The organism is Clostridium sp. AF28-12 (genome assembly GCF_003435225.1).
Taxonomy (GTDB): Bacteria; Bacillota; Clostridia; order Lachnospirales; family Lachnospiraceae; genus Pilosibacter; species Pilosibacter fragilis.
Genome location: NZ_QWGJ01000005.1, coordinates 151,927 through 174,929 on the forward strand (window position 1 = coordinate 151,927; position 23,003 = coordinate 174,929).

At 46.6% G+C, this 23,003-nt stretch carries 20 protein-coding genes and 2 pseudogenes; 3 read left to right on the top strand and 19 right to left on the bottom strand.

Annotated elements, in window-relative coordinates; translation table 11 throughout:
• Positions 1–32: 32 nt before the first annotated feature.
• Complete coding sequence (gene nikA, locus DWY93_RS06565; protein WP_117471013.1) at positions 33–1,667, bottom strand: nickel ABC transporter substrate-binding protein; 1,635 nt, start codon at positions 1,665–1,667, stop codon at positions 33–35.
• Between the two features lie 379 nt (positions 1,668–2,046).
• A complete protein-coding gene (locus DWY93_RS06570; RefSeq protein ID WP_117566527.1) occupies positions 2,047–2,955 on the bottom strand; it encodes a LysR family transcriptional regulator in 909 nt (302 codons plus the stop codon).
• 245 nt (positions 2,956–3,200) lie between these two features.
• Here DWY93_RS06570 and DWY93_RS06575 point away from each other — a divergent pair.
• A pseudogene (locus DWY93_RS06575) lies at positions 3,201–4,173 on the top strand (guanosine polyphosphate pyrophosphohydrolase).
• Between the two features lie 440 nt (positions 4,174–4,613).
• On the opposite strand, the gene DWY93_RS06580 reads toward DWY93_RS06575, so the two are convergent.
• From DWY93_RS06580 to DWY93_RS06615, 8 genes are all read right to left on the bottom strand, one after another.
• Positions 4,614–7,949 (bottom strand): SNF2-related protein, encoded by a 3,336-nt coding sequence (locus DWY93_RS06580; RefSeq protein ID WP_147324192.1) that lies wholly within the window; start codon positions 7,947–7,949, stop codon positions 4,614–4,616.
• A gap of 5 nt (positions 7,950–7,954) precedes the next feature.
• Positions 7,955–9,493, bottom strand: coding sequence for an SEC-C domain-containing protein (locus DWY93_RS17425; protein ID WP_242990545.1), 1,539 nt, complete (start codon positions 9,491–9,493; stop codon positions 7,955–7,957).
• A gap of 158 nt (positions 9,494–9,651) precedes the next feature.
• Positions 9,652–11,007: an amidohydrolase gene (locus DWY93_RS06590; RefSeq protein ID WP_117471024.1), complete on the bottom strand. Its 1,356-nt coding sequence runs from the start codon at positions 11,005–11,007 to the stop codon at positions 9,652–9,654.
• An 81-nt stretch (positions 11,008–11,088) separates the two neighbouring features.
• On the bottom strand, positions 11,089–12,807 hold the full coding sequence (locus tag DWY93_RS06595; protein ID WP_117471016.1) for an adenine deaminase C-terminal domain-containing protein: 1,719 nt from the start codon (positions 12,805–12,807) through the stop codon (positions 11,089–11,091).
• A 17-nt stretch (positions 12,808–12,824) separates the two neighbouring features.
• Positions 12,825–13,937: an ABC transporter substrate-binding protein gene (locus DWY93_RS06600; RefSeq protein ID WP_117471017.1), complete on the bottom strand. Its 1,113-nt coding sequence runs from the start codon at positions 13,935–13,937 to the stop codon at positions 12,825–12,827.
• A 91-nt stretch (positions 13,938–14,028) separates the two neighbouring features.
• Positions 14,029–15,069 carry an ABC transporter ATP-binding protein gene (locus DWY93_RS06605; RefSeq protein WP_015552828.1) on the bottom strand — a complete coding sequence of 347 codons (1,041 nt, stop codon included), beginning with the start codon at positions 15,067–15,069 and terminating at the stop codon, positions 14,029–14,031.
• A 13-nt stretch (positions 15,070–15,082) separates the two neighbouring features.
• Complete coding sequence (locus tag DWY93_RS06610) at positions 15,083–15,865, bottom strand: ABC transporter permease (protein ID WP_117471018.1); 783 nt, start codon at positions 15,863–15,865, stop codon at positions 15,083–15,085.
• Complete coding sequence (locus DWY93_RS06615; protein ID WP_015552826.1) at positions 15,858–16,691, bottom strand: ABC transporter permease; 834 nt, start codon at positions 16,689–16,691, stop codon at positions 15,858–15,860. Before DWY93_RS06615 ends, DWY93_RS06610 begins: the two co-directional genes overlap by 8 nt.
• A gap of 173 nt (positions 16,692–16,864) precedes the next feature.
• Here DWY93_RS06615 and DWY93_RS06620 point away from each other — a divergent pair, with 173 nt between their 5' ends.
• Positions 16,865–17,788, top strand: a complete 924-nt coding sequence (locus DWY93_RS06620; protein WP_117471019.1) for a LysR family transcriptional regulator — start codon at positions 16,865–16,867, stop codon at positions 17,786–17,788.
• 117 nt (positions 17,789–17,905) lie between these two features.
• Here the strand turns inward: DWY93_RS06620 and DWY93_RS06625 are convergent, their stop codons facing one another.
• The 3 genes and pseudogenes from DWY93_RS06625 to DWY93_RS17860 all read right to left on the bottom strand — a co-directional run.
• Positions 17,906–18,277, bottom strand: a complete 372-nt coding sequence (locus tag DWY93_RS06625; protein WP_117471020.1) for a class I SAM-dependent methyltransferase — start codon at positions 18,275–18,277, stop codon at positions 17,906–17,908.
• Positions 18,278–18,409: 132 nt separating this feature from the next.
• Entirely contained in the window at positions 18,410–19,000 is a 591-nt protein-coding gene (locus DWY93_RS06630; protein ID WP_117471021.1) for a nitroreductase family protein, read from the bottom strand.
• A 96-nt stretch (positions 19,001–19,096) separates the two neighbouring features.
• Positions 19,097–19,207: pseudogene (locus DWY93_RS17860) on the bottom strand (FUSC family protein); the annotation flags it as partial.
• Positions 19,208–19,518: 311 nt separating this feature from the next.
• Between DWY93_RS17860 and DWY93_RS06635 the strand changes: the two are divergent.
• Positions 19,519–20,016 (top strand): transposase, encoded by a 498-nt coding sequence (locus DWY93_RS06635; RefSeq protein ID WP_278286473.1) that lies wholly within the window; start codon positions 19,519–19,521, stop codon positions 20,014–20,016.
• 441 nt (positions 20,017–20,457) lie between these two features.
• On the opposite strand, the gene DWY93_RS06645 is transcribed toward DWY93_RS06635, so the two are convergent.
• From DWY93_RS06645 to DWY93_RS17440, 6 genes are all read right to left on the bottom strand, one after another.
• A complete protein-coding gene (locus DWY93_RS06645; protein ID WP_117472024.1) occupies positions 20,458–20,616 on the bottom strand; it encodes a rubredoxin in 159 nt (52 codons plus the stop codon).
• 90 nt (positions 20,617–20,706) lie between these two features.
• Entirely contained in the window at positions 20,707–21,081 is a 375-nt protein-coding gene (locus tag DWY93_RS06650) for a desulfoferrodoxin family protein (RefSeq protein ID WP_117472026.1), read from the bottom strand.
• Positions 21,082–21,108: 27 nt separating this feature from the next.
• Entirely contained in the window at positions 21,109–21,297 is a 189-nt protein-coding gene (locus tag DWY93_RS17435; protein ID WP_278286474.1) for a hypothetical protein, read from the bottom strand.
• A gap of 280 nt (positions 21,298–21,577) precedes the next feature.
• A complete protein-coding gene (gene yaaA, locus DWY93_RS06660; RefSeq protein ID WP_117472028.1) occupies positions 21,578–22,327 on the bottom strand; it encodes a peroxide stress protein YaaA in 750 nt (249 codons plus the stop codon).
• Entirely contained in the window at positions 22,327–22,782 is a 456-nt protein-coding gene (gene bcp, locus DWY93_RS06665; protein WP_015552818.1) for a thioredoxin-dependent thiol peroxidase, read from the bottom strand. The genes yaaA and bcp overlap by 1 nt, the downstream gene beginning before the upstream one ends.
• Positions 22,783–22,785: 3 nt before the next feature.
• Entirely contained in the window at positions 22,786–22,995 is a 210-nt protein-coding gene (locus tag DWY93_RS17440; protein WP_015552817.1) for a DUF6219 family protein, read from the bottom strand.
• Positions 22,996–23,003 lie beyond the last annotated feature (8 nt).

The window sequence follows — 23,003 nt, forward strand, 5'->3', positions numbered from 1 at the left end:
CGCCAAGTCTCACGGACGTTCGACTTGAATTTTTACTCAAAATAGAAATCCGCAAACGGAACTTCGTACTGGGTCTGTGTGAAATGGAAGCCCTGAAGATCCGAACGGTAGATCGCCTTATTGCACTCATATGTGAGCGGAATGTATACCGCGTCCTCATGGAGTCTTGTCAGGACAAATGTGTAGAGTCCCTGGCGTTTTGTCTCGTCGGTGGATACAAGAATATCCGTGATCGCCTGGTCGATATCCGCCTTATCTTCAAGTCCGAGCTGCGCTGCATAGTCACCGTAAACCGGTGCGCGCATCGCTGCCAGGGAAGACTGTGGATCATACGGCGTACCCCAGCAGATATTGAATACCATGTCGAAGTTACCGGCTTTCATATTGTCGCGATAGGACTGTTCTTCCTCTCCGTGGATATTTAAGGAAATTCCGATCTTCTGGTATTCACTCTGCAGATACTCAGCGATCGCTTTCTCTGTTACGCTGTCACTGTTGTAAAGAAGATCGATGTTTAACTTCTGACCGTCTCTTTCACGGATCTTGTCCGCTCCAACGACCCATCCGGCTTCGTCTAACATACTCTGGGCAAGCTCCACATCGTATGCGTACGGCTCAAGGTCGATATCGCAGTACGGAACTGTCTTCGCAAACAGAGTGTCTGCCGGCTGCTCAAGTCCATAGAAGATGCCGTCGGAAATTGCCTGCTTGTTGGTCGCGTGCTGAAGCGCCTGGCGGACTTCCTTATCCGCAAGGACATCTCTTGTCGTGTTTAATACGATCTGACGGGTAGATGTCGGGTCAGAAAGGGATACTGTAAATTTATCGTTTCCTGTGTACTGGTTGATAGCGTCCGCGTCGATCATGTTTTTACCGAAAATCATGTCGATCTCGCCTTTCTCCAGCGCAAGGATTCTCGTCTGGTTATCCGGGATCACCTTAACTGTGATCTTTTTGATCTTCGGCTGTTCACCCCAGTAATTTTCATTTGCCTCAAAAACGGCATATTCGTCTGTCACAAAATCAGTCAGGACATACGGACCTGTTCCGATATACGCGTTGACTCCGTCCTTTGTGCTTCCATCCTTCATCGCCTTCGGAGAGATCATGGCAAACGGTCTCGTAACACCAAGCTCTGTTAAAAGCGGGTAGTAAGGCTCGGAGAGTTCGATCACGAAGGTCTTATCATCCGGTGCCGATACGCCCACGAGAAGATTCATCATCTCCAGCCATGTATGACGGTCCTTGTTCTCAATGATCGCGTCAAAGTTTGCCTTGATCGCGTTTGCGTCGCAAACTTCCCCGTCGGAGAATTTCACGCCGTCACGAATGTGGAATGTATAGGTCTTTCCATCATCACTGATGTCCCAGGACTCCGCCAGGCATCCCTCATATCCATCTGCCGTAATGTTTACAAGTGTCTCATAAAGCATCTCCTGGGCATACATTTCTCCTGCATAGAGATGCGGATTTAAGTCGCGGATGTCGCGATAGTTTACAAATACAAGTTCTTCTTTTGCTTCAGAAGAACCGGCTTCCGATGCTGCGGCACTGTTCTCTGCTCCTGCTGCTGCCGTTGTCTCTGCTGCGTTTCCTGCTCCGCCGCATCCTGTCAAAGATGCCGCCATAAGACCTGCCAGGCACAGGCTAAGTACTCTTTTTTTCATGTTGTCCTCCTCTTGAGTATGTGTGGGGGATCTTTACATTTTTGCAATCCCCGCTTGTGTCTGTTTTTCGCAGGAATTACTATACCATGGTTAGTCCAAACTTACCAATGCCATTTCATGGGGGATTAGTTATAACAAAAGCGTATAGCAATGAGGATTTTTTATATGATATCACTCATATAAATACCATCTGCTATACGCTTTTCATTTCAAGTCGAACGTCCATGAGGTCTGGCGCGTGATTCTGGTCAGCGTAAACTGATTTATTCTTCACAGAATCACTGCGCATCCTTGCGGATATCCATTCCAGATCGGTTCCGTCAACAGGATTTTAGAGTTCAAATACGCAGGCCTGCTGAACCGTTACTGACTAACATCATCACTGTAAATATGTCTTCAATTTCCCCAGATACTGCTCTGCCTCCGCAGACAGCGAGGCATTCTCCGCCGCCACAAACCCGAATGCCAGGAATGGCTCACAGTCCTCGATTTTAAGTGCTTTGATTCCGTATTTCCGGTAACCTGCCGGGACAATATCGATCCCCAGGCAGCACACGTCAGAATGCAAAAGCAGGTTATTGATCATGTAATCGCTGTTTGTATAAAACCTGTCATTCATATGCTGTTCCGAGATGAACGCACCGACGCTGATCCTCTCGATATGATGTTCCATGGCAAAGAAATCTTCCGTCTCCGTCACAAATTTCATCCCCTTCAGTTCAGGAAAGCGAATGGATTCCCGTTCATATAGCGGATGATTTTCCCCAACATAGACACAAATCCCCCTAAGCGCCAGCTTATAGAATTCCAGTTTTTTATGCCACATGATATGCTGAAAGCACGGCATCTGCGCCTCCGCGAAATAGACGATCCCGATCTCTGAGATCCTTGCCGCCACGTTATCTGTGATCTCCTCCACAGTTCCTTCCCGGTATTCATATTTTATCTGCTCTCTACCGCCCTGATACAGCTGCACCATCAGTTTTGTGAGCAGGCCACTCCTGTAACCGGACACCGAAAATCTTCTCCCGTTCGGCCGCTCCGACATCGAACGGATGACATTGGAGTGTTTTAAGATGCTCATCGCATGACCATAGAGTTCTTCCCCCTGTGGTGTCATCTTGATTCCCTTGTTGCTTCTCTCCAGAAGCGTCACATGCAGCTCTTTTTCCAGACTGTTTAACACGCGGCTCACATTCGGCTGTGTTGTATATAATTTCTCTGCCGCGCGGTTCAGGCTCCCATACTCCACCGCCGCCGCAAAATATTCCAGTTGTTTGATCTCCATTTTATTATTTTCCTGTAACCATTCAGTACCTTCACGGTTACCTTTTCCTTTCCATTCACAAGTACATGCTGCAGCACAGTTGTCTGTGTGATATGTTAGCATAAACTAACTCGTGCGGCAAGCTCTTTTTCCATTTCTGTTTTGCCGATCCATGTCTCGACCATCGGAAAACATCGTTACATTTTTCTTGATAATGCCGCTGATTTTGATAAAATATAATTATCTACGACAGAGGAGTGACAGCCATGGTTACATTAAATGATTATCTTTATTCCGGCGATACCATGTTCAAAATTTTAAAAAACTACAGCCAGGACCTGAAGAAAGAGGCAAAATGCACCGGCAATGAGATCGACCTGATGCATGCGAACTTTCTGCTCCAGATCCGGGAGCTGCTCGAGCACAATGATTTCCTTACTGCCCAGTCCCAGAAGATCCGGGAATTTTATATCCATATGGCAAAGGAATATCCGCTTTTGGCCTTTAACTTCAAAGGGCGCATCAAATCCCTGATCCGCGCGGAGGCAAAGTTCAACGGCTACATCGTCGAATATATCTATGATTACTATATGGAAAATAAGGCCTACCCGTCGATTTCCGAACTCAAGCAGCGCCTCAGCTGTTTTCGGGATCTGATCGCATACCGGATCGTGACTTCTCTGCCGAAATGCTACCTGAAACCTGATGAATCTCAGGAAGAAGCTGACCTCCGATACCTCTACCAGATCGCCAACGAACTTCCGGGCTTTCTCGAAGAGCGGGGATTTACCGCGGAACTGGCCTACGGTGTGAAGAAAAGCACCTCGCCGTTATTAAACGATGATGTGAAGCCTTACTACCGCGACTATATCTGTGGAAATACTTCTGAGGACTACCAGTCACTCCACATCACCTTCTACGACAACAGCTCCCGCAGCTATATGGAAGTCCAGCTCCGCACCAAGCACATGGACGATATTGCGGAGATCGGTGTCGCCAACCACTTAAGCTACGAGAAGCGCCCGCCGCGACGAGATCCCTGTGGGCGAATGCGTCTACTTTGATGAAGCCTACGAGCGCTGCCGCCGCCTCGTAACCTTAAACCTCGCCGACCTCGACGTAAACATGTTCTCCGCCATCAATAATGACCTCGTAAACGATGGCTGCGGCCTCTACCGCGGACGCCTGATCCTGCCCTATGAGCATTTGTCGAGACATCAGAATGAGCTGGTGGATTAACCCTCAATCACTGATCATATAAACAATTTTGTACTCCTGCAGGAGTATCGCCGAAGATCCTGTCTTACTATGGGGCAGGATCTTTTTATTTCTATCCTCACGTTATTTCACTTTCTGAACTATCATTGATATTTCTCCGGTTCTGCCATATATTTAGGTTCCGAAGTAATATTTGGATTTGCTTTTTTTCGCAGAGGAACTGCTTCTGCTACATGATCCAATGGATCTTAAACTTTATTCTGGTGGAATCCGCGCTTCATCCCGTCTACCAAAAAGATATCGAAAAGGAATTTTCTCACCACATTACTCAATCAAGTTTATCGTAGAAAATTCCGTGAATAAGACAAAGGTCACATGACTCCCACCGATCAAAGGGGGCCAAGTGACCTTTACTTCTTCTGAATGCACTACCCCAGCTTATCTGAAGCGGCAATACACTTTTACAGCATCTTCAAAATCTCATCCCGATCCAGTACAATACTCTGGATTCCTTCTCCAGACAAGATCTCCTCCGCAAGAGCACTCTTGCTCTCCTGAAGCTTTTTAATCTGCTCCTCGATCGTGTTCTCCGCGATCAGGTCATAGACCGTCACCGTGTTCCTCTGACCGATCCGGTGCGCACGGTCTGTTGCCTGATTCTGCGCAGCAACATTCCACCATGGATCGTAGTGGATCACGATATCTGCCGCCGTCAGGTTCAGTCCTGTACCACCAGCTTTCAAGGAAATACAGAACACAGGAACATCGTCCGTCTCAAAGGAATCCACAAGCCGGATCCTCTGCTCCTTCGACACGCTTCCATCAATTCGGTGATCCTCGATTTTCTCTTTCGCAAGCGCCTTTTCAATTTCATCCAACACACTCGTAAACTGGGAGAACAGAAGCACCTTATGTCCACCGTCGACTGCCTGTCTCACAAGTTCCACACAGGCATCCATCTTCGCGTTTTCACCGTGATAGTTTTCCAGAAATAACTCCGGACCGCAGCAAAGCTGGCGCAGTCTTGTGAGTTCCTTCAATACTTCCAGCTTGCTCTGTTTAAATTCCTCTTTGCTCTGCTTTTCCAGATACAGTTTCAGCCGCTTTGCGTATGCGTCATACAGCTTTCTCTGCTCTCCTTCAAGCTCAATCGTTACCGTCTTTTCAATCTTGTCCGGAAGCTCCGTGAGCACATCCTTTTTCAGTCGGCGAAGAATAAACGGATGTACCATGCTGCGCAATCTCGCACTCACTTCTTCATCTCTGTCATTCATGATCGCTTCTTCAAATTTCTCCCGGAAGCCTTGGTATCCATAAAGGAAGCCTGGCATCAGGAAATCGAAAATACTCCAAAGCTCACTGAGACGGTTTTCCATCGGAGTTCCCGTCAGCGCCATCCGGAATCCACTCTGGATCAGACGCACACTCTTTGCCGCCTGGGTACCATGGTTTTTGATGTACTGCGCTTCATCGATCACCTGATTTGCGAACCGGATATTCTCGTAGCATGCAATATCGCGTTTCAGAAGGTCATAGGATGTGATCCATATATCCCTATCTTCCTCATTCTGGATCATTTCCTGCCGCTCTGCCGCATTTCCTGTAATCACCTTGCAGGAAAGCTCCGGCACAAACTGGCCGATCTCTTTTTTCCAGTTGTATACAAGAGAAGCCGGAGTAACGATCAACGTCCGCAGTTCATCTCCTGTCTTTCCTTCCTCTTTCTCAGATAGCAGGAACGTCAGCATCTGAAGAGTCTTTCCAAGTCCCATGTCATCCGCAAGGATTCCGCAGAAGCCGCATCGTTTTAACGTCTTCATCCACCGGAATCCATCCGCCTGATACGGGCGCAGGATTCCCCTCAAGGATTCCGGGACCTCATCATTTGCCTCTTTTGCTGTATCCATATTAAAGAGCAGCTCTTTGTACTTCCGATTCTCCTCAAGGATAATCCCATCCCGGTTCTTCAGCATCTCGTCCAGATAAAGTGCCCGGAACGCCGGAATCTCCATACTCGCCGGATCTTTCTTTCCATACTGTAAAAAGGTCTCAGCAAGAACCGCCCACTCCTTCTGTTTTTCCGGATCTGTTGTCATAAAGCTGCCATTTTTCAGGCGGAAAAATTTCTTTTTATTTGAATATAACGACAGGATCTCCGCAAGCTCATCCTTTGTCATATCCGGCGCCTGAATCGACATATAAAGAAGACCTGTATCCATGCGGATTCCGATATCCACCGATGGCAGCTTCCGCACCTTCAGTTTCTGAAGCGCGTCCGAAATAAATACTTCCCCGGATTTTCCTAACTCCGTCACACTCTCTGTCAGAAAATGATACAGCTCCTCCGGACCGCCGGAGAGGCACATTGACTTGTTGGTCTCATCATAGGCATTGAAATATTTTCCGGTCACTCTCCGCAACTCTTCCTCAAATCCGTTGTTTCTCACGGAACGGTCTGTCTCATCATAAAGAAGATATTCTTTCCCGCTTCTGTCATACCTGCATTTTACCTGGCAGGAGATGATCTCATCCTGAGAGATATCAAGATAGATCGATACTTTCGGGATCTCCGGACGATACTCATCCAGCGCAAATCCCGTTGTCTGGATCTCTGTCTGATCCTCGATTGCCGGAAGCACCTGCCCAAAAAACAGGGGGAGTTCTTTATTTCTGATATAAAATTCCGACTTTCCAGACAATAACTCCAAAATTTCTCCCAGACGTCCACCCTGCTGATTCCTGGTACGGCTGACCCGGTCTCCTGTCTGAAAATAGATCCAGTCTTCCGTCTTAGCAAGGATAAAAAAGCTTTTCGTCTTTAAAAGCATTCCATATGGCTGCCTCTCCATGGAAATCTCCGGTCCCGCACCATCAAGTCTGATTCTTACCTGATCATCTCCGACATAGCATGGAATCTCTCCCACATTTTCCATCCATGCGTCAAGATCGCGTCCTTCCAGATAAACATATCTCTCATTGTAACTGCCACTCGTGCGCAGAAACATAGTTGAGAAATATGGTGTGCTCTTTTTATGACGGTACTGTCCCAGCAGAAGCTCCATCGCTCTCCGCCCATCCATGTCAAACTGGTCAAGCGATGAAAGACAGTCTGTCTTTCCGATCTGGTACACTCTTCCCTCATCGCAGGATCTAAACAATTCCAGCATGCTTTTTACCACATACCTTCTCTTACTTCCGATCTTCAGCTCCAGGGAGACACCACCCTTTTCTTTCGCCAGATGGCATTCCATATGAAGTTCCGTGTTTGTCGCAAGTTCCGCCAGCGGATCCATATTCCCGACCTGGGGCATGTTCAACATTTCAAGAAGATCCTGATCCGTTTTTCTCAGAACTCCCGGAACAAATGGATCCGGTACTCCGGCCTGCTCCGCCAGCTTCTTTTCGATTTTTGTTCCCCGGAAAATTTCCGTTCCCCAATGATCCATCAGATATTGGGAGAGAAGCGCGGTGACATGATGGCAGCAATATCTGTTCCTATTAAATTCTGAGCAGCTGCAGTTTGCCGAGATCCATTCCCCGTGTGTTTCGTCCACGTACACGTTGCATAACGCGCTCTGCGTATTGGAATCATTCTTCCAGACTGCCCTCAGTGAAAAGATCTTATCCCCTGACACATAAGGAATCCCAGCCTCCCTCTGCTCGTTTGCCAGCATCTTAATCCTGATATCTTTTTTAGGCTCCGCCAGAGCCAGCTCCAGACCATTGACCTGCTCTGTCCCATTGAAATCTCTCTCAAAATGTCTGAGATCGTAAACTATCTCATTCTTTGTCCCCACGCCTCTCACCTTCTTCCACAGCAATTCTTGTATTTCTTTCCGGAACCGCACGGACACGGGTCATTCGGATATATCTTCTTTTCGACCCGTACTACTTTTTTCTTTGTCACCGCACGGTTGATCTCCGTCTCCGTATATCCTCCCAGTGGTATTTTCCTCACCGTCCGCTGCGCACGTTCAAGAATCTCCATGATATCGCCAAGGTATGAGGATCTTCTGCCCGATAATAATACCTTCTGAAGATATCCGGTAAGCTCTCCCACCGGAATTCCTGTATGTATCGCTTTTTCAAGTTCCCCAACTATAAATCTTCCGTTCGTTCTCTCACAGCGGTATTTTCTCTCCATCATGTCTATCAGCGCTTCCCTGTCTTTTTCTGAAAAACCGATGCCGGAAATTGCGATATCCTCGATCTCCGCCTTTGTCGGAACATAATGGAACCGGTCTGACGTAAGAAATGACCGATATAACAGCTTTACAGAATTGGAGGAAACACTCTGCGAATCATAGTAGACTTCCATCCCCACTATCTTTTTGATATTATACTGGAGTGCGCACTGCATCGCCTGTTTCCAGAAAGTTCCTACCCGCTCTGCCGCATTTTGCTCCGGACACATGATCTTATAAAATTCAGTCACCAGCTCCCGGTCCGCAAAGCCGTAAAGCCTGCATGCTGCCAAAAAGCAGGTCTGCTCCGCATGGTCCTTTATGTATTCTCTTTCTTTTCCGCTCCCCAGCCAGTTTTCAAAAAATTCCATGAATTCTTTTGCCAGTATCGTGCGATACCAGTAATTCTCATCAACAAGACGGTTCCTGCTTAAAACCGGGAATGTTGTATCCACCGCGTCTCCATTTACAAATTTACTGCCCTGAATGCAGAGCTCTTTGACCCGAAAATACTCAGTGATTCCCATTGTCTGCATGATATTTTCCCAGAAATCTGATTTTCCGGCTTCTTTTATGATTCCCTTTTCCAGCTCAGCTTTTCTCAGGTAGACATTGACAGGAAGCTTGTTTTCTTTTATTAATATTTTCAGATCCGCAGCCGTGCCGGAATCCAGCAATGATTGCCACGGTGTCGCAATTTCCCAGGCAAAGTCCGGCACCACAAGTTCCGGGGCGAATACCTTACTGATCTCCTTATTCAGATATTTTTGAAAGTGCTCCGCCTCTTCAGGCGCAAACGCAGGATAACCAAATGCCGTCTTTCTTGTCCGCCTTGGAATTGTCCTGTATCTTTCGAGAATCGGGGCTGTCTCCCCGGATCCATCAAACTCCTCAAGGACTTCCAGATAAATCGGTGTGATCGATTTGTCCGTATAATTTACGGTCAGGAGATCTCTGACGTGGATCCGGTCCTTAAGCTTTGTCTCCGGGGACTGGCTGGCTCCCGCCTCATTTAACAGACTTCCTCTTACATCCCCATATTCATATACAATACGGACAAGTTCCAGAAGTTCTCCCACCGTTTTTTCCGAATCGATCCGCACCTCACGGATCTGCTGTGGGTTTGTCCTCGCCGCCGTCATTTTTATCCTGAACATCCTCATTATTTTTCTCCCAGCTGCCTGACAGGCACCTCTGTCTGTGTATTTTTCTCTCTAAATTTTAAAAAAAGGAGATAACTCTTCCTCAAGCTATCTCCTTGTCCTATATTCAGAATTATATGTACTTTTACAGTTTCCGTCAAGATATTTGTCTTCTACACCAGATTCTTCATATCCTTAAACGCCGTCCGCTCCATCTTCTCCCGAAGGTCATTCCTGATCTTCGCGAAGTCCTCACGGACAAGCTTCTTTTCTTTTACGAGGCACTCACCCGCAACATAAACATCTCTCACATTCGATGCAATCGCGCTGTACACAAGTGCCGAATACGGGTCGTATACCGGAAACATATTCGGGGAGTCGGTCTCTACGAGGACGAGATCCGCCTGTTTTCCGGGCTCGATGGAACCGGTGATGTCACCGAGTCCTAACGCTCTTGCTCCCTCGATGGTCGCCATGGAGACCACCTCCTTTGCCGGAAATGCGCTGCGGTCACGGAGCTCATTTTTGTGGAAGTTCTCACACATCCGCATCTGGATGAACAGGTCTAACGTATTTCCGCTCGCCGGACCGTCGGTGCCGAAGCCGACGGACATGCCGTGCTTATGCATCAGTGACACCGGGGCTACGCCCTTTGCGGCCTTCGTGTTGGAGGCGATGCAGTGGGCCACGGACGCGCCATGCTTCGCTAGGATCTCCACATCATGTTCCGTCGTGCGGATGCTGTGGGCCGCCAGCGTATTCGGTCCGAGGACTCCGATATGCTCCATAAACTCGATGGGCGTCATGTTATACTGTTCCCTTAACTGGGTCATCTCGTAGTCCATCTCCGCCACATGGAGCGTAAATACAGTTCCCGCCTTTACATCCTCCTCATAGGCCCTCTTTAAGGTCTCCGGGCTGCAGGTCGTCGTTCCGTGGGGCGTGATCGCTCCGGAAACGCGCGGGTGATCTTTGTATGCTTCGATCAGGGCGATTCCCCGCCTGATGGCCTCATCCGCGTTCTTACTGTCACAGGAATCCTTTTCCATCACCGTCTCCCCGGCGATTCCGCGGATCCCCATCTCGTCCATGACCTTCGCCACGACTTCCTCGAAATAGTACATGTCAAGCACTGTCGTCACGCCGGAAAGCAGCAGCTCGCCGATGGCGTATCTCGTGGAAAGCCTGGCCATCTCCGCGTCCATAGCCTGGTTCTCCATCGGGAGCAGGAACACCCGCAGGCGGTCCTTGCAGTCGTCCCCGAGACCGCGGAACGGGATCATGCCGAGGTGGCAATGGGTGTTTACGAGGCCTGGGATCACGATAGCGCGCTTCGCGTCGATCTCCTCGAAGGTCTCGCCAGCTTTTAAGATCCCCTGCGCAGTAAGCTCCTGAAGCGTTTTTTCAAGCTCATCTTCCGGACCTGCTGCCAGGATCTTCGTATCCTCAAACATTACATAACCATGATCCCAGACATCACCTGCCGCGTTCATCGTCACAACAATGCCGTTTTTGATAATCTTCTTCATCGTTCTAATTTCATCCTTCATAATTTCGATCTGATCCGGCTCTTCCACTATCCGGGGAGAAAACCGGCGGCGGCCGTAAAACTACTTCCCGTACTTCTCAACCAACGGCACATGTTCCTGCCCCGGCACCGTCAAAAGCCCGTGATCCGTGAGCTTTAACTTCGGTGAAACCGGCAGACAAAGCGTGGACATGGACATGATCACGTTGTTGTTCACATATCCGAGACCTTCCATCGCCGCCCGGACTTCTTTCAGTTCCTGCCCGAGGACCTCGATCGGCTGATCCGAAACGATGCCGCCGATTGTAAGTCTCGCCTCCGCCAGGGACTTTCCTCCGGCGAATACCACATATGCCCCCTGGAGCTCCAGGACGCGCTTCTGGGCCAGTTTCATATCGTTCTCATCTGTTCCCAGGACAAACAGGTTATGGCTGTCGTGGGACCACGTGGTGGCCACAGCACCCGGTTTCGTCAGCGCTCCTTCCACAAGACCATATCCGACATTTCCATTCTTGCCGTACCGCTCGAAAACGACTGCAAGGGAAAGTCCCGCCGACTTCCAGTCAAGCACACCGTCCTTCACCTCGACTCTGCGCTTCACCGGCGTGGTAGCCGTTCCGAAGGTGCCGATCTTCATGACATTGACTTCCGCCCATTTCGCGTCTGGATCTTCCGCCTTTAACACAAAGTCGGAGATCTCCGCCGGACGGCAGTTGATCGTGTGGTAGAACGGATCAGGGAAACTGCATGCCGCAGCTTCTGCCGCACCGCACGCCTCCTCGTCCTTGCAGTACACACACTCGCCCTTCTTATAAACCACCACCGGCTCGATCCCGTCCAGACTGTCAAGCAGCATAAAGTCTGCGATCTTTCCCGGCGCGATCATCCCTCTGTCATCCAGATGCATCCGCCGCGACGGTGTCCAGGTCGCGCAGTAGATCGCTTTCTCCATCGGCATCCCCGCCCTCACAGCCGTCTCGATAATCTTATTGAGATGTCCGGTCAAAAGCTTATCTGCCATCGTGTCATCCGTCACCAGTGCCACATTCTCATAGAGTTCATTGTCGCAGACGGTCTTCACGACCTCCGGCGTCAGGGATTTGAACTGCAGCTCCAGAAACATCCCAAGCTCCGACTTCTCCATCACTGACTGTGGAGTCTGCTGGGTGTGGTCCGCGTCAACACCTTCATAGATAAAGCGGTTAAGATCCGCCCCCGTAAGTCCCGGGCAGTGCCCCTCGATTCGGAGATTCTTTCCCGCGTTCCGGCACACATCGATAAGGTCCCTCGTCCGGCTCGCGCCTTCTGCTGAGAGATCCTTATAGTTCATGATCTCCCCAAGGCAGAGAACTCCATCTAAGGATGCCATCTCAGAAATTTCCTTTACACCAAGTGACGCCCCGGCTGTCTCTAACTTCTCATTTGTCGCCGGTACACTGGACGGGATCGCCCAGAAGATATCCTGCTTCGTCTTCTGTGCCATAAAAGCCCGGATGCCGTCCATGCCGAACACGTTCGCCATCTCGTGGGCATCGGCAACCACCGTTGTTACTCCATATGGAAGCGTGATCCTTGAAAACTCGCCCGGATATGTCATCGAGCTCTCGATGTGCATATGGATATCCACAAGACCAGGCAGCATGTATCTGCCTTTGCCATCGATCTCCCGCACTCCCGGATATGAAATTGCAGGGGAAACGCAATAAAACTTTTCCCCTGCAACTGCCACATCCCGCTTTTCAAAACACTGTCTGAAGGTCTGATAGACCATGACATTTTTCAGAATGAAATCGGGTTTCATATAAAATTCCTCGTTGATTAGTTATTGATGGTTCTGTTCCACTGATCGATCCAGTTATTTAAGATCGGGTTTACGAAAGCGTAGTCAACAACTTTAACCTTCTCAGCTGCATCGCCGTAAGTCATGTTCTGGGACTCTTCCTCAGTGAATGTAACATCCATGTTGGTCGGAGCTTCGTTTAATGCCTTACCTGTCTTTGTCTGGAGCTCTTCGCTGATGCGGTAGTTGATGTACTCGTAAGCAAGCTCCTTGTTCGCACAGTTCTTTGTCACGTTGATGGTGTTGAAGTTTGCGTAAGCTCCGTCCGGTGTAACGTAAACAAGTGTCGGGTTAGCGGCTACGATCGTCGGAACGCCGAAGTCACCGACAACTGCTGCTGCAACCTCACCGGATGTGAACATGTTGATCAGGTCGGAAGACTTTGTGTAAGTCTTAACAAGGTTCGGCTTTAAGTCAGCAAGTGCCTTGAAAGCAGCCTCGCCGTTGTCTGTTGTTACGTCAACGCCTGCGTGGTCGCTTGCAACGTAAACCATAGCCGGTCCGAATGTTGTTGTGATCTCCGGGATGGAAACCATGCCTGCAAGGCGCTCGTCCCAAAGGTCGTCAAAGCTTGTGAGCTCAAATCCTGTAAGCTCCGGGTTGTAGATGATACCGATGCTGTTGATAGTGTACGGAACACCCTGTCCTGCCTCTGCAATCTCCTTTGCAGCCGGAATTAACTTCTCAGCGTTCGGGATCTTGCTTAAATCGATCGTATCGAAAAGTCCCTCGTCAGCGCCCTTTGCTGTCATAGCCTGGGAGAGCTCGATCACATCGATCGTGGAGTTCGGGTCAGCGGATAATTTTGTATAACGGTCGTTTGTGCCGCCTGTCTCAGTAACGATCTCACAGTTGAACTCGTTCTCAAACGGTGTGTAAACTTCCTCTTCGGAAATGTCTTCGCTGAGGCCGTATGTGGATAATACGAGCTTCTGTGCGTCTCCGGAAGCTGTCTTTGTCTCTTCTGCGGAAGCTGTGGTCTCAGAACCTGCTGCCTGGCTTCCTGCTGCTGTGGTCTCTGTTGTGGATGCGCCGCCGCAAGCGGTAAGCATCATTGCTGCGCAAAGTACAACTGCTGCTGTTTTCTTCATGATTTTTTTTTCCTCTTTCTCTCTTTTTGAGATAATATTTCTTCGCGTTGACAGGATCTCTGCCCGCGCGATGGTTCACTAAGTTAAATTTTTATTTTCTCACCAGGATCAGCTTGTCCTTCGGGAGATACAGGCGGATCTTTTCGCCCTCTTTGTAAACATGGTCGGTACCCATATTGACCTTTAAGACTCCGGCTGAAGTCTCGACCTCGTACTGGTAGCTCTTTCCGAGGAAGGTGCGGACGCCGATCGTTCCGCTTAAAACATTCTCTGTCTGGATCTCATCCGCCAGGCAGATATCGTCCGGCCGGATCGTTCCTGCAAAGTTTTCACAGTCAAGATCCATGGAAGTTAAGAACTCACTTCCGTCCGGCGCTGTGTAGACGCCGTCCTGCTTTTTCGCAAGCTCCAGGAAGTTCTCGAAACCGATGAATCTTGCGACGAACTCGGTCGCCGGTCTCTTGTAGATGTTCTCCGGTGTGTCGAACTGCTCGATCACGCCGCCGTTCATAACGGCAACTTTATCGGAGATGGAGAAACATTCCTCCTGGTCATGGGTGACAAATAATGTCGTGATTCCAAGGCGTTTCTGAAGACGTTTGATCTCAACACGCATGGAAAGTCTTAATTTCGCGTCAAGGTTGGATAACGGCTCATCTAAGAGCAGTAACTTCGGCTCAATGACAAGCGCTCGCGCGAGAGCAACTCTCTGGCGCTGTCCGCCGGACATCTGCTTCGGGAAACGGTCTGCAAGCTCGGTCAGACCGCAGACCTCAAGGATCTCTTTGACCTTCTTATCGATCACGTCCTTGTCCATCTTTCTCGTTCTGAGTCCGAATGCCACGTTGTCGTAAACACTCAGATGCGGGAACAGAGCGTAGCTCTGGAATACCAGACCGAACTGGCGCTTGTGGACCGGAACCTTTGTCATGTCCTCACCGTCCAGTGTGAAGGTGCCGCCCTGCGGGTCGATAAAGCCGGCAACCACGCGCAGCGTTGTGGATTTACCGCATCCGCTCGGTCCGAGAAGGGAAACGAGCTCACCTTCCTCGACCTCAAGATTTAATCCCTTTAAGATCTGTTTCTTTTTATCGTAACTAACATCGATTCCATTTAAACTCATAAAAGCCATGGTCATATTCTCCTTATTTCGCCAGGGCTGCGATACCCAGTGTGCGGTCTACGATCACCATGATGATCACGGTAGCTGCCATTAAAAGTACGGAAACCGCCGATACGGTCGGATCATAGTTGTATTCAATATAGTTCATCAGTGTCGACGGGAATGTCGAAACGCCCGGTCCGGATAAGAACATGGACACCGGAATGTTGTTGAAGGAATTGATGAACGCCAACATGAACGCGGAAGAGATTCCGGAAGTCACGTTCGGGAGAACGACTTTGAAAAACGCCGCTCCCTTCGGACATCCGAGGCTCCATGCCGCCTCCTCGATGGAAAAGTCGAACTGTTCCATTGCGGAGCCGACTACGCGGATCACATACGGCAGTGTGACCATGAAATGTCCTGCTAAAAGTCCTGCAAATACCGGGATCCGGAGTGTCAGGATCAGGCACTGGTACATGATAAAGCCGATTACGATTCCCGGAACGATCGTCGGGGAAAGGAAAATGGACTTTAACAGCTGTTTTCCCTTTAATCCGGCTCTCGCAAGTGCGTAAGCTGCCGGGATTCCGACCAGAAGAGAGATGCATGTCGCGAGGAGCGCGACCTCAAGGCTGGTCAGGAATGATTTGCGGAAAGACTTTAACGCGAACACGTTCGCGAACCATTTCGTCGAGAAGGACTCGATTGGGAATGTGATGGCGCTTCCGCCGCCGAATGCCGTTACGGTGATGATCAGTAACGGGATCATTAAAAATGCAAATACGATCGCTGCCCAGATGGTCAGCAGTTTATTTTTACGCATAATCTTCACCTCTGCGGTCCAGCCGTGCGGCCAGAGCGTTAAATCCTTTGATCACAACCAGGGTTACAACGATCATGATGAGGGCGATCACGGACGCGCCGGTCCAGTCACTGACGGACATCGCTCTCTGGTAGATCAATGTCGCCATAACCATGTTGCTGTTGCCTCCTAATAACTGCGGCGTCGTGTAAGCTGTCAGGGTTCCGGTAAATACCAGAATACCGCCGACGATGATTCCAGGAAGACTCATCGGGAAAATGACTTTCATGAACGCTTCCGTCCTTGAAGCTCCGAGGCTCTGTGCCGCCTCCATCATGTCATCGTCAATATTTTCCATAACACCGGCAACTGTCACGATCATTAACGGAAGGAACAGGTAGACAGAACCAATGATGATAGAAAAGTCGGTGTATAAAAGCTTCATCGGTTTCTCGATCAGTCCCATAGCGATCATGGCCTTGTTGATGATCCCATTGCTGCCGAGAATATTGATCCATGCAAAGCTTCGGATAACGGAGTTCGTCATCATCGGGAAGATCGATGCAGAGAGGAGAAGTCCTCTCCATTTCTTATCACAGCGGCTGATGAAATACGCCGTCGGGATACCGCCCACCATACAGACAAAGGTGGTGATGACCGCGATCTTCACGGTTCTCAAAAAGATCTTTCTGTAATACTCGTCCTTAAAAAAGTCCACGTATGCGCTGAACGGGTAATCTCCCGTAAACACGCTTGGAACCAGAACGCGAAGCAGCGGGATCATCAGGAACAGAAATAAGATCACCAGTCCCGGAACCAGCATGCACCATGCACTGCTCTTTTTCATTGGTTTGCCCCTTTCTTAACTGTGCGTAATGAATTTCAATTAGTATTCCTTATAAATATTTGTTTTTTCATCAATTACACTTATATTTTACATTCATTATAAAAAGTGATATACTATACGTCAAATACATATTATCTATAATTTTTATGCAGTAAAGCTATGAGGAGGCCTGTATGGAATTAAAAGAAGCACGCTATATCCTGGCGATCGCCCGCCACCAGAGTATCGGAAAAGCCGCCGAATCCCTTTATATCTCCCAGCCGTCCCTGAGCAAGTACTTAAAGAACCTGGAAGAACGTCTCGGCGCTCCGCTGTTCAGCCGCCACGAAAACCGCTACTACCCGACCTACATGGGTGAACGCTACCTTCACTACGCCGAACAGATCGTTGCCTGCGGTGATGAGTGGATGCAGGAATACGACGATATCGCTCACCGCCAGCGCGGCCGCTTAAACATCGCCGTGCCGATCATGATGGGCAGCACGCTGATCGAACCAATGTTAGCGCCGTTTCATAAACGATACCCCTATGTGACCTTAAATATCATGGAAGCAGTAAATTTCATTGCGGAGAATAGTCTGGAGACCTCATCCATCGACCTGACTCTTTACAATATCCATGAATTTCCCGAGACCATGGACTACCAGATCCTGCGCTCTGAGGAGATTGTTCTGGTCCTGCATGAAAACCATCCTCTCGCCGCAAAAGCCATCACACGCCCCGGCTTCCGCTACCCGTGGTTAGATCTTTCCCTATTAAAAGAGGAAAACTTCATTCTCCTCTACCCGGACCAGAACACCGGCGGCATCGCTCTGGATCTCTTTCAAGAGTATAACATCAATCCACCGGTCTCTCTCCACACGAGAAACTCCTCTATGTCGATCCATCTGGCCATGGACGGCGTCGGCGCTGCCTTCGCTCCGGAGAGCTATTTCCACCATGAAAACCAGTACACTGGAAACCGCGCCCTCTGCTTTTCCGTCGGCCATAAACCGGCTCTCACAACTACCATCGCCGCCTATCGGAAAAACCGGTATCTGCCGCAGCATGCGAGGGATTTTCTGGAAATGATCCGGGAATATTGCCGTGAGAAATAAAACGTTCTCCCAGAAATTTATATCCATCTGCAAAGTGCGCCGTCTGGCGCACCTCGTAAAAGAAGCCGGACAATCTCTTTCAGTATCCGGCTTCTTGCTGCGAATCTTCTGGCACCTTTAGCTCTGGTAAACAAACAGACGGTTCATTCCCTCCTGCCACGGGTATTCGAATTCCAAATATATGATCTCTTTCCCAAAACGTGCAAATTTTTCTTTCCAATAGTTTGTAGTTGCCTGTCTTAATCTCATAATATGATCTTTTTCATAAATATTATTACCCGCATTTTTATATTCAAAGCTTTCAAGCTCTTCTTTTGAATAGTACGGATTCATCTTAATAAACCAATATCCGCCGGGCTTCAGCACCCGTTCCAGATCATCGATCACGGTTGTTGATATGTCCTTCGGCATTACATCCAGAACATTGGACAGGATCACTCCATCAAACGACATGGGTTCCATCTTTAAATCCAGATTTCTCAGATCCACCGGTATACATTCCTCAAAAACCCGGGTTCACATTTCTATTTCCTGCTCATATGCTTTCTTCAAAGCTGATCATCTCCAATATGAATTTTATCTCTTCGTTGTTTGGCAGTTTAAAATCTCTCTAAGATTTCTTTATCTATACTCGACAACATCTCTTAATGCTTTTCGTGGCCTTTTCGGCGGAGCTTCATTTGCAGTTCCAACAGCAACAATTCCTGTCAGCTGGTTGTCTGTTCCGATAAATTCTATCAGCTCATTATAGGCAAAGCAGGTATTGGCAATCCATAATGTACCTAATCCATATCCGGTCGCTGTCAATATCATATTCTCAACAGCCGCACCAATCGACAGCGAATCGCAAATTTCTACGATCCGTTTTTCTCTCTCGATGCTTGCAAATGGTGTATATTGATTTGTATTAAGCACTGCTATAAGGCACGGCGCCTCCTGCATGATTCTGACTGTATTTTCAGCATCGGGGATTGCAAATGCCCATTCCGGCATAAGTTCATGTGTGATTTTTTCTGAATTTATACCATGGCGCATAACCTCAACCAGTTTATCTTTCGCTTCTCCCTGATATACGATAAATTTCCATGGCTGCCGGTTTTTGGCTGATGGCGCAAGAGTAGCACTATATATGATCTCTTCGATCAGCTTCCTGTCAATCTCATCGGATCTATATTTTCTTATACTTCTTCTGTTCTCAATTTCTCGTATCATAGTCTTCTCCGTAAATTTTGACTTCAATGTTTTTTCCAGTCAATACATTTCTGACCACCAGACATCGTGTACCACTTACTTTCTTTCCAATCCACCTCACTCTGCATCTGCGGTCACCCCGGTTTCCTTTTTGTTCGACGTAAACAAATAAAACATAGCACAAAATACAAATGCAAATACAACGCCGAAAACATTCTGAATCACTCTCTGCAATATTCTCCCATGTATTATACATTATATCATTGCAGATAATATATGGTGTATGAATTTTCACGCGCTCTTTATAAAAGCGCTTCTGGATTTTGTTCTATGATCACTGCCCGTTCCGTATTCTCGCTGCGTTCATTCCACGAATCATTTTGTGTTTCTTTTCAGGTCGTCACCCGGTTTTCGGCATCAAAAAAACGCCATACTCATCACCATTCCGGCAATGAGCAGACGTTTTATATTTTGTCCGTATTCTTTTGCAAAAGAGAAACAAATGAAATGTAAGTTTGTAGCGCATGTCGCATCTGTCTATGATAATATTAGCACAGGTCAATTCTGAAAAAAAGAGGCAGAATGGTAGCAAAAGGATAGTAATTGGTAACAAAATGGGAGTAATACGGAAACATGCTGCACATTCCCCTATCTTCTCAGATTTAAAAACCATCTATCAGGCTGCTGATGAGCAGAATGCTCAGGCTGCTTTAGACCGTGTGACAGAAAAATGGAGTCCGAAATATCCGAATTCCATGAAACGCTGGAAGGACAACAGGGATGCTGTTTCTCCAATTTTTAAGTTTTCAACCACTGTCCGGAAGGTCATTTATACAACAAATGCGATAGAATCACTGAACTCCACATACCGGAAACTGAATCGTCAGAGAAGCGTATTTCCAAGTGATACAGCGCTGTTAAAAGCCTTATATCTGGCCACTTTCGAGGCTACTAAGAAATGGACAACTACCATCCGGGACTGGGGCCAGGTCTATGGGGAGTTGAGTATCATGTACGAAGGACGACTTCCAGAATAAGTAAAAACATAATCTAAGACAGGCGGCCAGCCGCCTGCTCTTGACATGCCTAGCAGTAACTGTTATATATAAAACAAGGGTGAAAAGCCTGATTTGTAAGCTTCTCACCCTTCATTATCATAGAAGAATCTAATTTATAGAGATTTTCTCATAGTCTCTCCGCAGACTCTACACATATAACCATAATCTGTTCATCTTGATCTTCTATCTCATCATTATGATGTTCTATAAATTCATCAAGTTTGTGTATAAATTTCAGATGTTGAACTTTCTGTGTAAATAACTTCTTATAATTAATAGATTCCATATACTGCTCTTCATCAGTAAAGTGTTTTACTGTATAATCACGAAGATTTTCCAATATTATGTCAATTCTATCATATTTATTCCAATATAATATTCTGGTTTCATTTCATACATCCATTAGTCCTGCTTTCATTTTTATTCAGCCTTTGAAAACTGGTCTTTGCCTACAGAACATAACGGACATTCAAAATCTTCCGGAATATCCTCCCACTTTGTACCAGGTGCAATACCACCTTCTGGATATCCCTTCTCCTCATCGTATTCCCATCCGCAAACATCACATACATATTTCATTTGTTGTTCCTCCTTGTAAATACATTAATACACAGCCTATATTACGGTTATATTTGTGTTGTTCTTAAATCTTAATATGTATAAATGCTTTTAGCATTTCCATAATCCATGCAGGTTACAATATGCATATACTTCTTCTACCTGTTCACCATCGCAAAGACAAAAATCTGCTATCGGCTCCTGCCCTGGATTTAACTGTTTTCTGTATATTCCCTGATTGGTATTTAATGTAATCCACTCAATGAAATGTTCTTCAAGCATTGGATGTTTTGTTTCTCCGACCACGACATGAACATAATTGCCTTCCACTGTATATACAGGCACATGCTTCTCAACAGCCGCATCTGTCACTCCGGCTTTTAATTCCTGCATAGGTTCTCCGCAACAAGTTACAGGAACACCTTTATCCTTTACCTTTTCAATAATGTTTCCACAATGCTTACATATATAATACTTTACTTCCATGCTTTTATCTCCTTCCATGTGTATAATTTATAGTTCAATTGTCTCTATAATCTTTTTCAAAGAATCTGCAGATTTCTTAAGCTTTAATGCTTCCTCACCACTTAAATTAATAGGTATATTAGACTCAATACCATCAACGCCTACAATAACTGGCATACTTAACGATACTCCGTCAATATCATATACGCCATGAATTATGTGCGATACCGGAAGTATTGATTTTTAATTTCTCATAATTACTTCACAGATTCTTTTTACAGACATTGCCATTCCATAATATGTAACTTCATTTGCCGTAACGTGTCTTCTCATTTCGTATACGGTATTTCTTACGAGATCTTTTTAAATGGTATTTCTCCTACTTGTCATTCGTCCTCCTTATTAGGATTAGTTCTTAATAAGGATTATATACCACTATCATCCTGTTGTCAATAAAAATAGTAATAATTCTCATTATTATAAAAAGTGCCAAACTGAGCATCTTTTTCCTGAATAACTATTTTATTTTGCGTTCAAATACATATTCTGAATCTGAAGATAAATCAGACCTAAACGAATATCCGAGTCTGTCAAATTTCTGAATCTCCACCGGATTTTCAATATTATTTTCCGCTATGAATCTGACTGTTTCACCACGAGCCATCTTGGCATAGGTACCTTTTGTTACCAATTTATCTCCGGATAACTCACAAAATACAATCGTAATATATCTGTCCTGTGATGTCAGATACTTTTCTATACATTTTGAGTATTCTTTTGATGCAAGATTAATGATAATCCTACTGTCATCGATTACTGAGCGGTATAACAATTCTCCCCAGTACTCATACAGATTTTTTGCATCTCCAATTCCAACCTTTGCCTGCATTTCAAGACGATAAGGAGTCACACCATCCATTGGTTTTAAAATGCCATAAAACGCAGACAAGATTCTTAAATGATTTTGCAGATACTCAAACTGCTGGATTTCAAATACAGCTGGTGCCATATATTGAAATGCAATTCCTTCATATGCCAAAACAGCCGGAGTAAGTCTGTTATAAAGATCCATAGTTTCCAATCTGTTAAAGTTCTGCTCTGCAATCTTGTCATTACATTTCCAGATAGCTTTCAGTTCCTCTTTTGATTTGCTTTTCATCCAGCCCAATATCTCTGCTGTCTTATCAATAAAGGCAGGCAGTTCAACCGGTGCTATGTTATCAGTATCTGCAATCATCTTTTTTGCAGGTGACAATATAATCTTCATCAATTTAATTCCTTAAGCATGTTTTCAGGATCATCTGCCGCCTTTACTTTATCATTGGCTTTGATAATAATCCCTTGCTCATCAATAAGATACGTAGTTCTTACTACACCCATAGAAACCTTTCCGTAATTTTTCTTTTCTTTCCATACATCATATACTTCGATCACCTTACGCTCTGGATCTGCCAAAAGTGTAAATGCCAATCCATATTTTTCTTCAAATTTCTTGTGAGAGGCTACAGAATCCTTGCTCACTCCAAGAACAACTGCTCCTTTCTCGGTGAATTGAGGATAACGCTCGGAAAAACCACATGCCTGCTTTGTACAGCCTGCCGTGTTATCCTTTGGGTAAAAATATAAAATTACCTTTTTTCCTGCATAATCACTTAATTTATGCATTTCCCCATTCTGATCCGGCAATTCAAAATCCGGTGCTTTGGTTCCTATTTCTAACATTTACTATTCCTCCGCTTCTGTATTTTCCACCTGTTTTCTTGTTCTCTTATTACCTGAAATCATTTTATGTCCAGTGTATATGGACATAATCATACATATAAGAGTGCTGCACGCAAAATACCTATGACTTGATTTAGATCCTTTATATCCAGTATAAAAAGTTCCAATCATAGTAATTAACGCTCCGAATGACCAATACTTATGTGCTTTCATTCTATACC

Coding starts and splice junctions, on each gene's coding strand:
- DWY93_RS06615 (WP_015552826.1), bottom strand. CDS start 16,691: ATGAAAAAGAGCAGTGCATGGTGCATGCTGGTTCCGGGACTGGTGATC.
- nikA (WP_117471013.1), bottom strand. CDS start 1,667: ATGAAAAAAAGAGTACTTAGCCTGTGCCTGGCAGGTCTTATGGCGGCA.
- DWY93_RS06650 (WP_117472026.1), bottom strand. CDS start 21,081: ATGGAAGTAAAGTATTATATATGTAAGCATTGTGGAAACATTATTGAA.
- DWY93_RS06635 (WP_278286473.1), top strand. CDS start 19,519: ATGATAATATTAGCACAGGTCAATTCTGAAAAAAAGAGGCAGAATGGT.
- DWY93_RS06570 (WP_117566527.1), bottom strand. CDS start 2,955: ATGGAGATCAAACAACTGGAATATTTTGCGGCGGCGGTGGAGTATGGG.
- bcp (WP_015552818.1), bottom strand. CDS start 22,782: ATGTTAGAAATAGGAACCAAAGCACCGGATTTTGAATTGCCGGATCAG.
- DWY93_RS17425 (WP_242990545.1), bottom strand. CDS start 9,493: ATGTTCAGGATAAAAATGACGGCGGCGAGGACAAACCCACAGCAGATC.
- DWY93_RS06600 (WP_117471017.1), bottom strand. CDS start 13,937: ATGAAGAAAACAGCAGCAGTTGTACTTTGCGCAGCAATGATGCTTACC.
- DWY93_RS17440 (WP_015552817.1), bottom strand. CDS start 22,995: ATGAAAGCACATAAGTATTGGTCATTCGGAGCGTTAATTACTATGATT.
- yaaA (WP_117472028.1), bottom strand. CDS start 22,327: ATGAAGATTATATTGTCACCTGCAAAAAAGATGATTGCAGATACTGAT.
- DWY93_RS06645 (WP_117472024.1), bottom strand. CDS start 20,616: ATGAAATATGTATGTGATGTTTGCGGATGGGAATACGATGAGGAGAAG.
- DWY93_RS06630 (WP_117471021.1), bottom strand. CDS start 19,000: ATGATACGAGAAATTGAGAACAGAAGAAGTATAAGAAAATATAGATCC.
- DWY93_RS06605 (WP_015552828.1), bottom strand. CDS start 15,069: ATGGCTTTTATGAGTTTAAATGGAATCGATGTTAGTTACGATAAAAAG.
- DWY93_RS06610 (WP_117471018.1), bottom strand. CDS start 15,865: ATGCGTAAAAATAAACTGCTGACCATCTGGGCAGCGATCGTATTTGCA.
- DWY93_RS06620 (WP_117471019.1), top strand. CDS start 16,865: ATGGAATTAAAAGAAGCACGCTATATCCTGGCGATCGCCCGCCACCAG.
- DWY93_RS06590 (WP_117471024.1), bottom strand. CDS start 11,007: ATGAAGAAGATTATCAAAAACGGCATTGTTGTGACGATGAACGCGGCA.
- DWY93_RS06595 (WP_117471016.1), bottom strand. CDS start 12,807: ATGAAACCCGATTTCATTCTGAAAAATGTCATGGTCTATCAGACCTTC.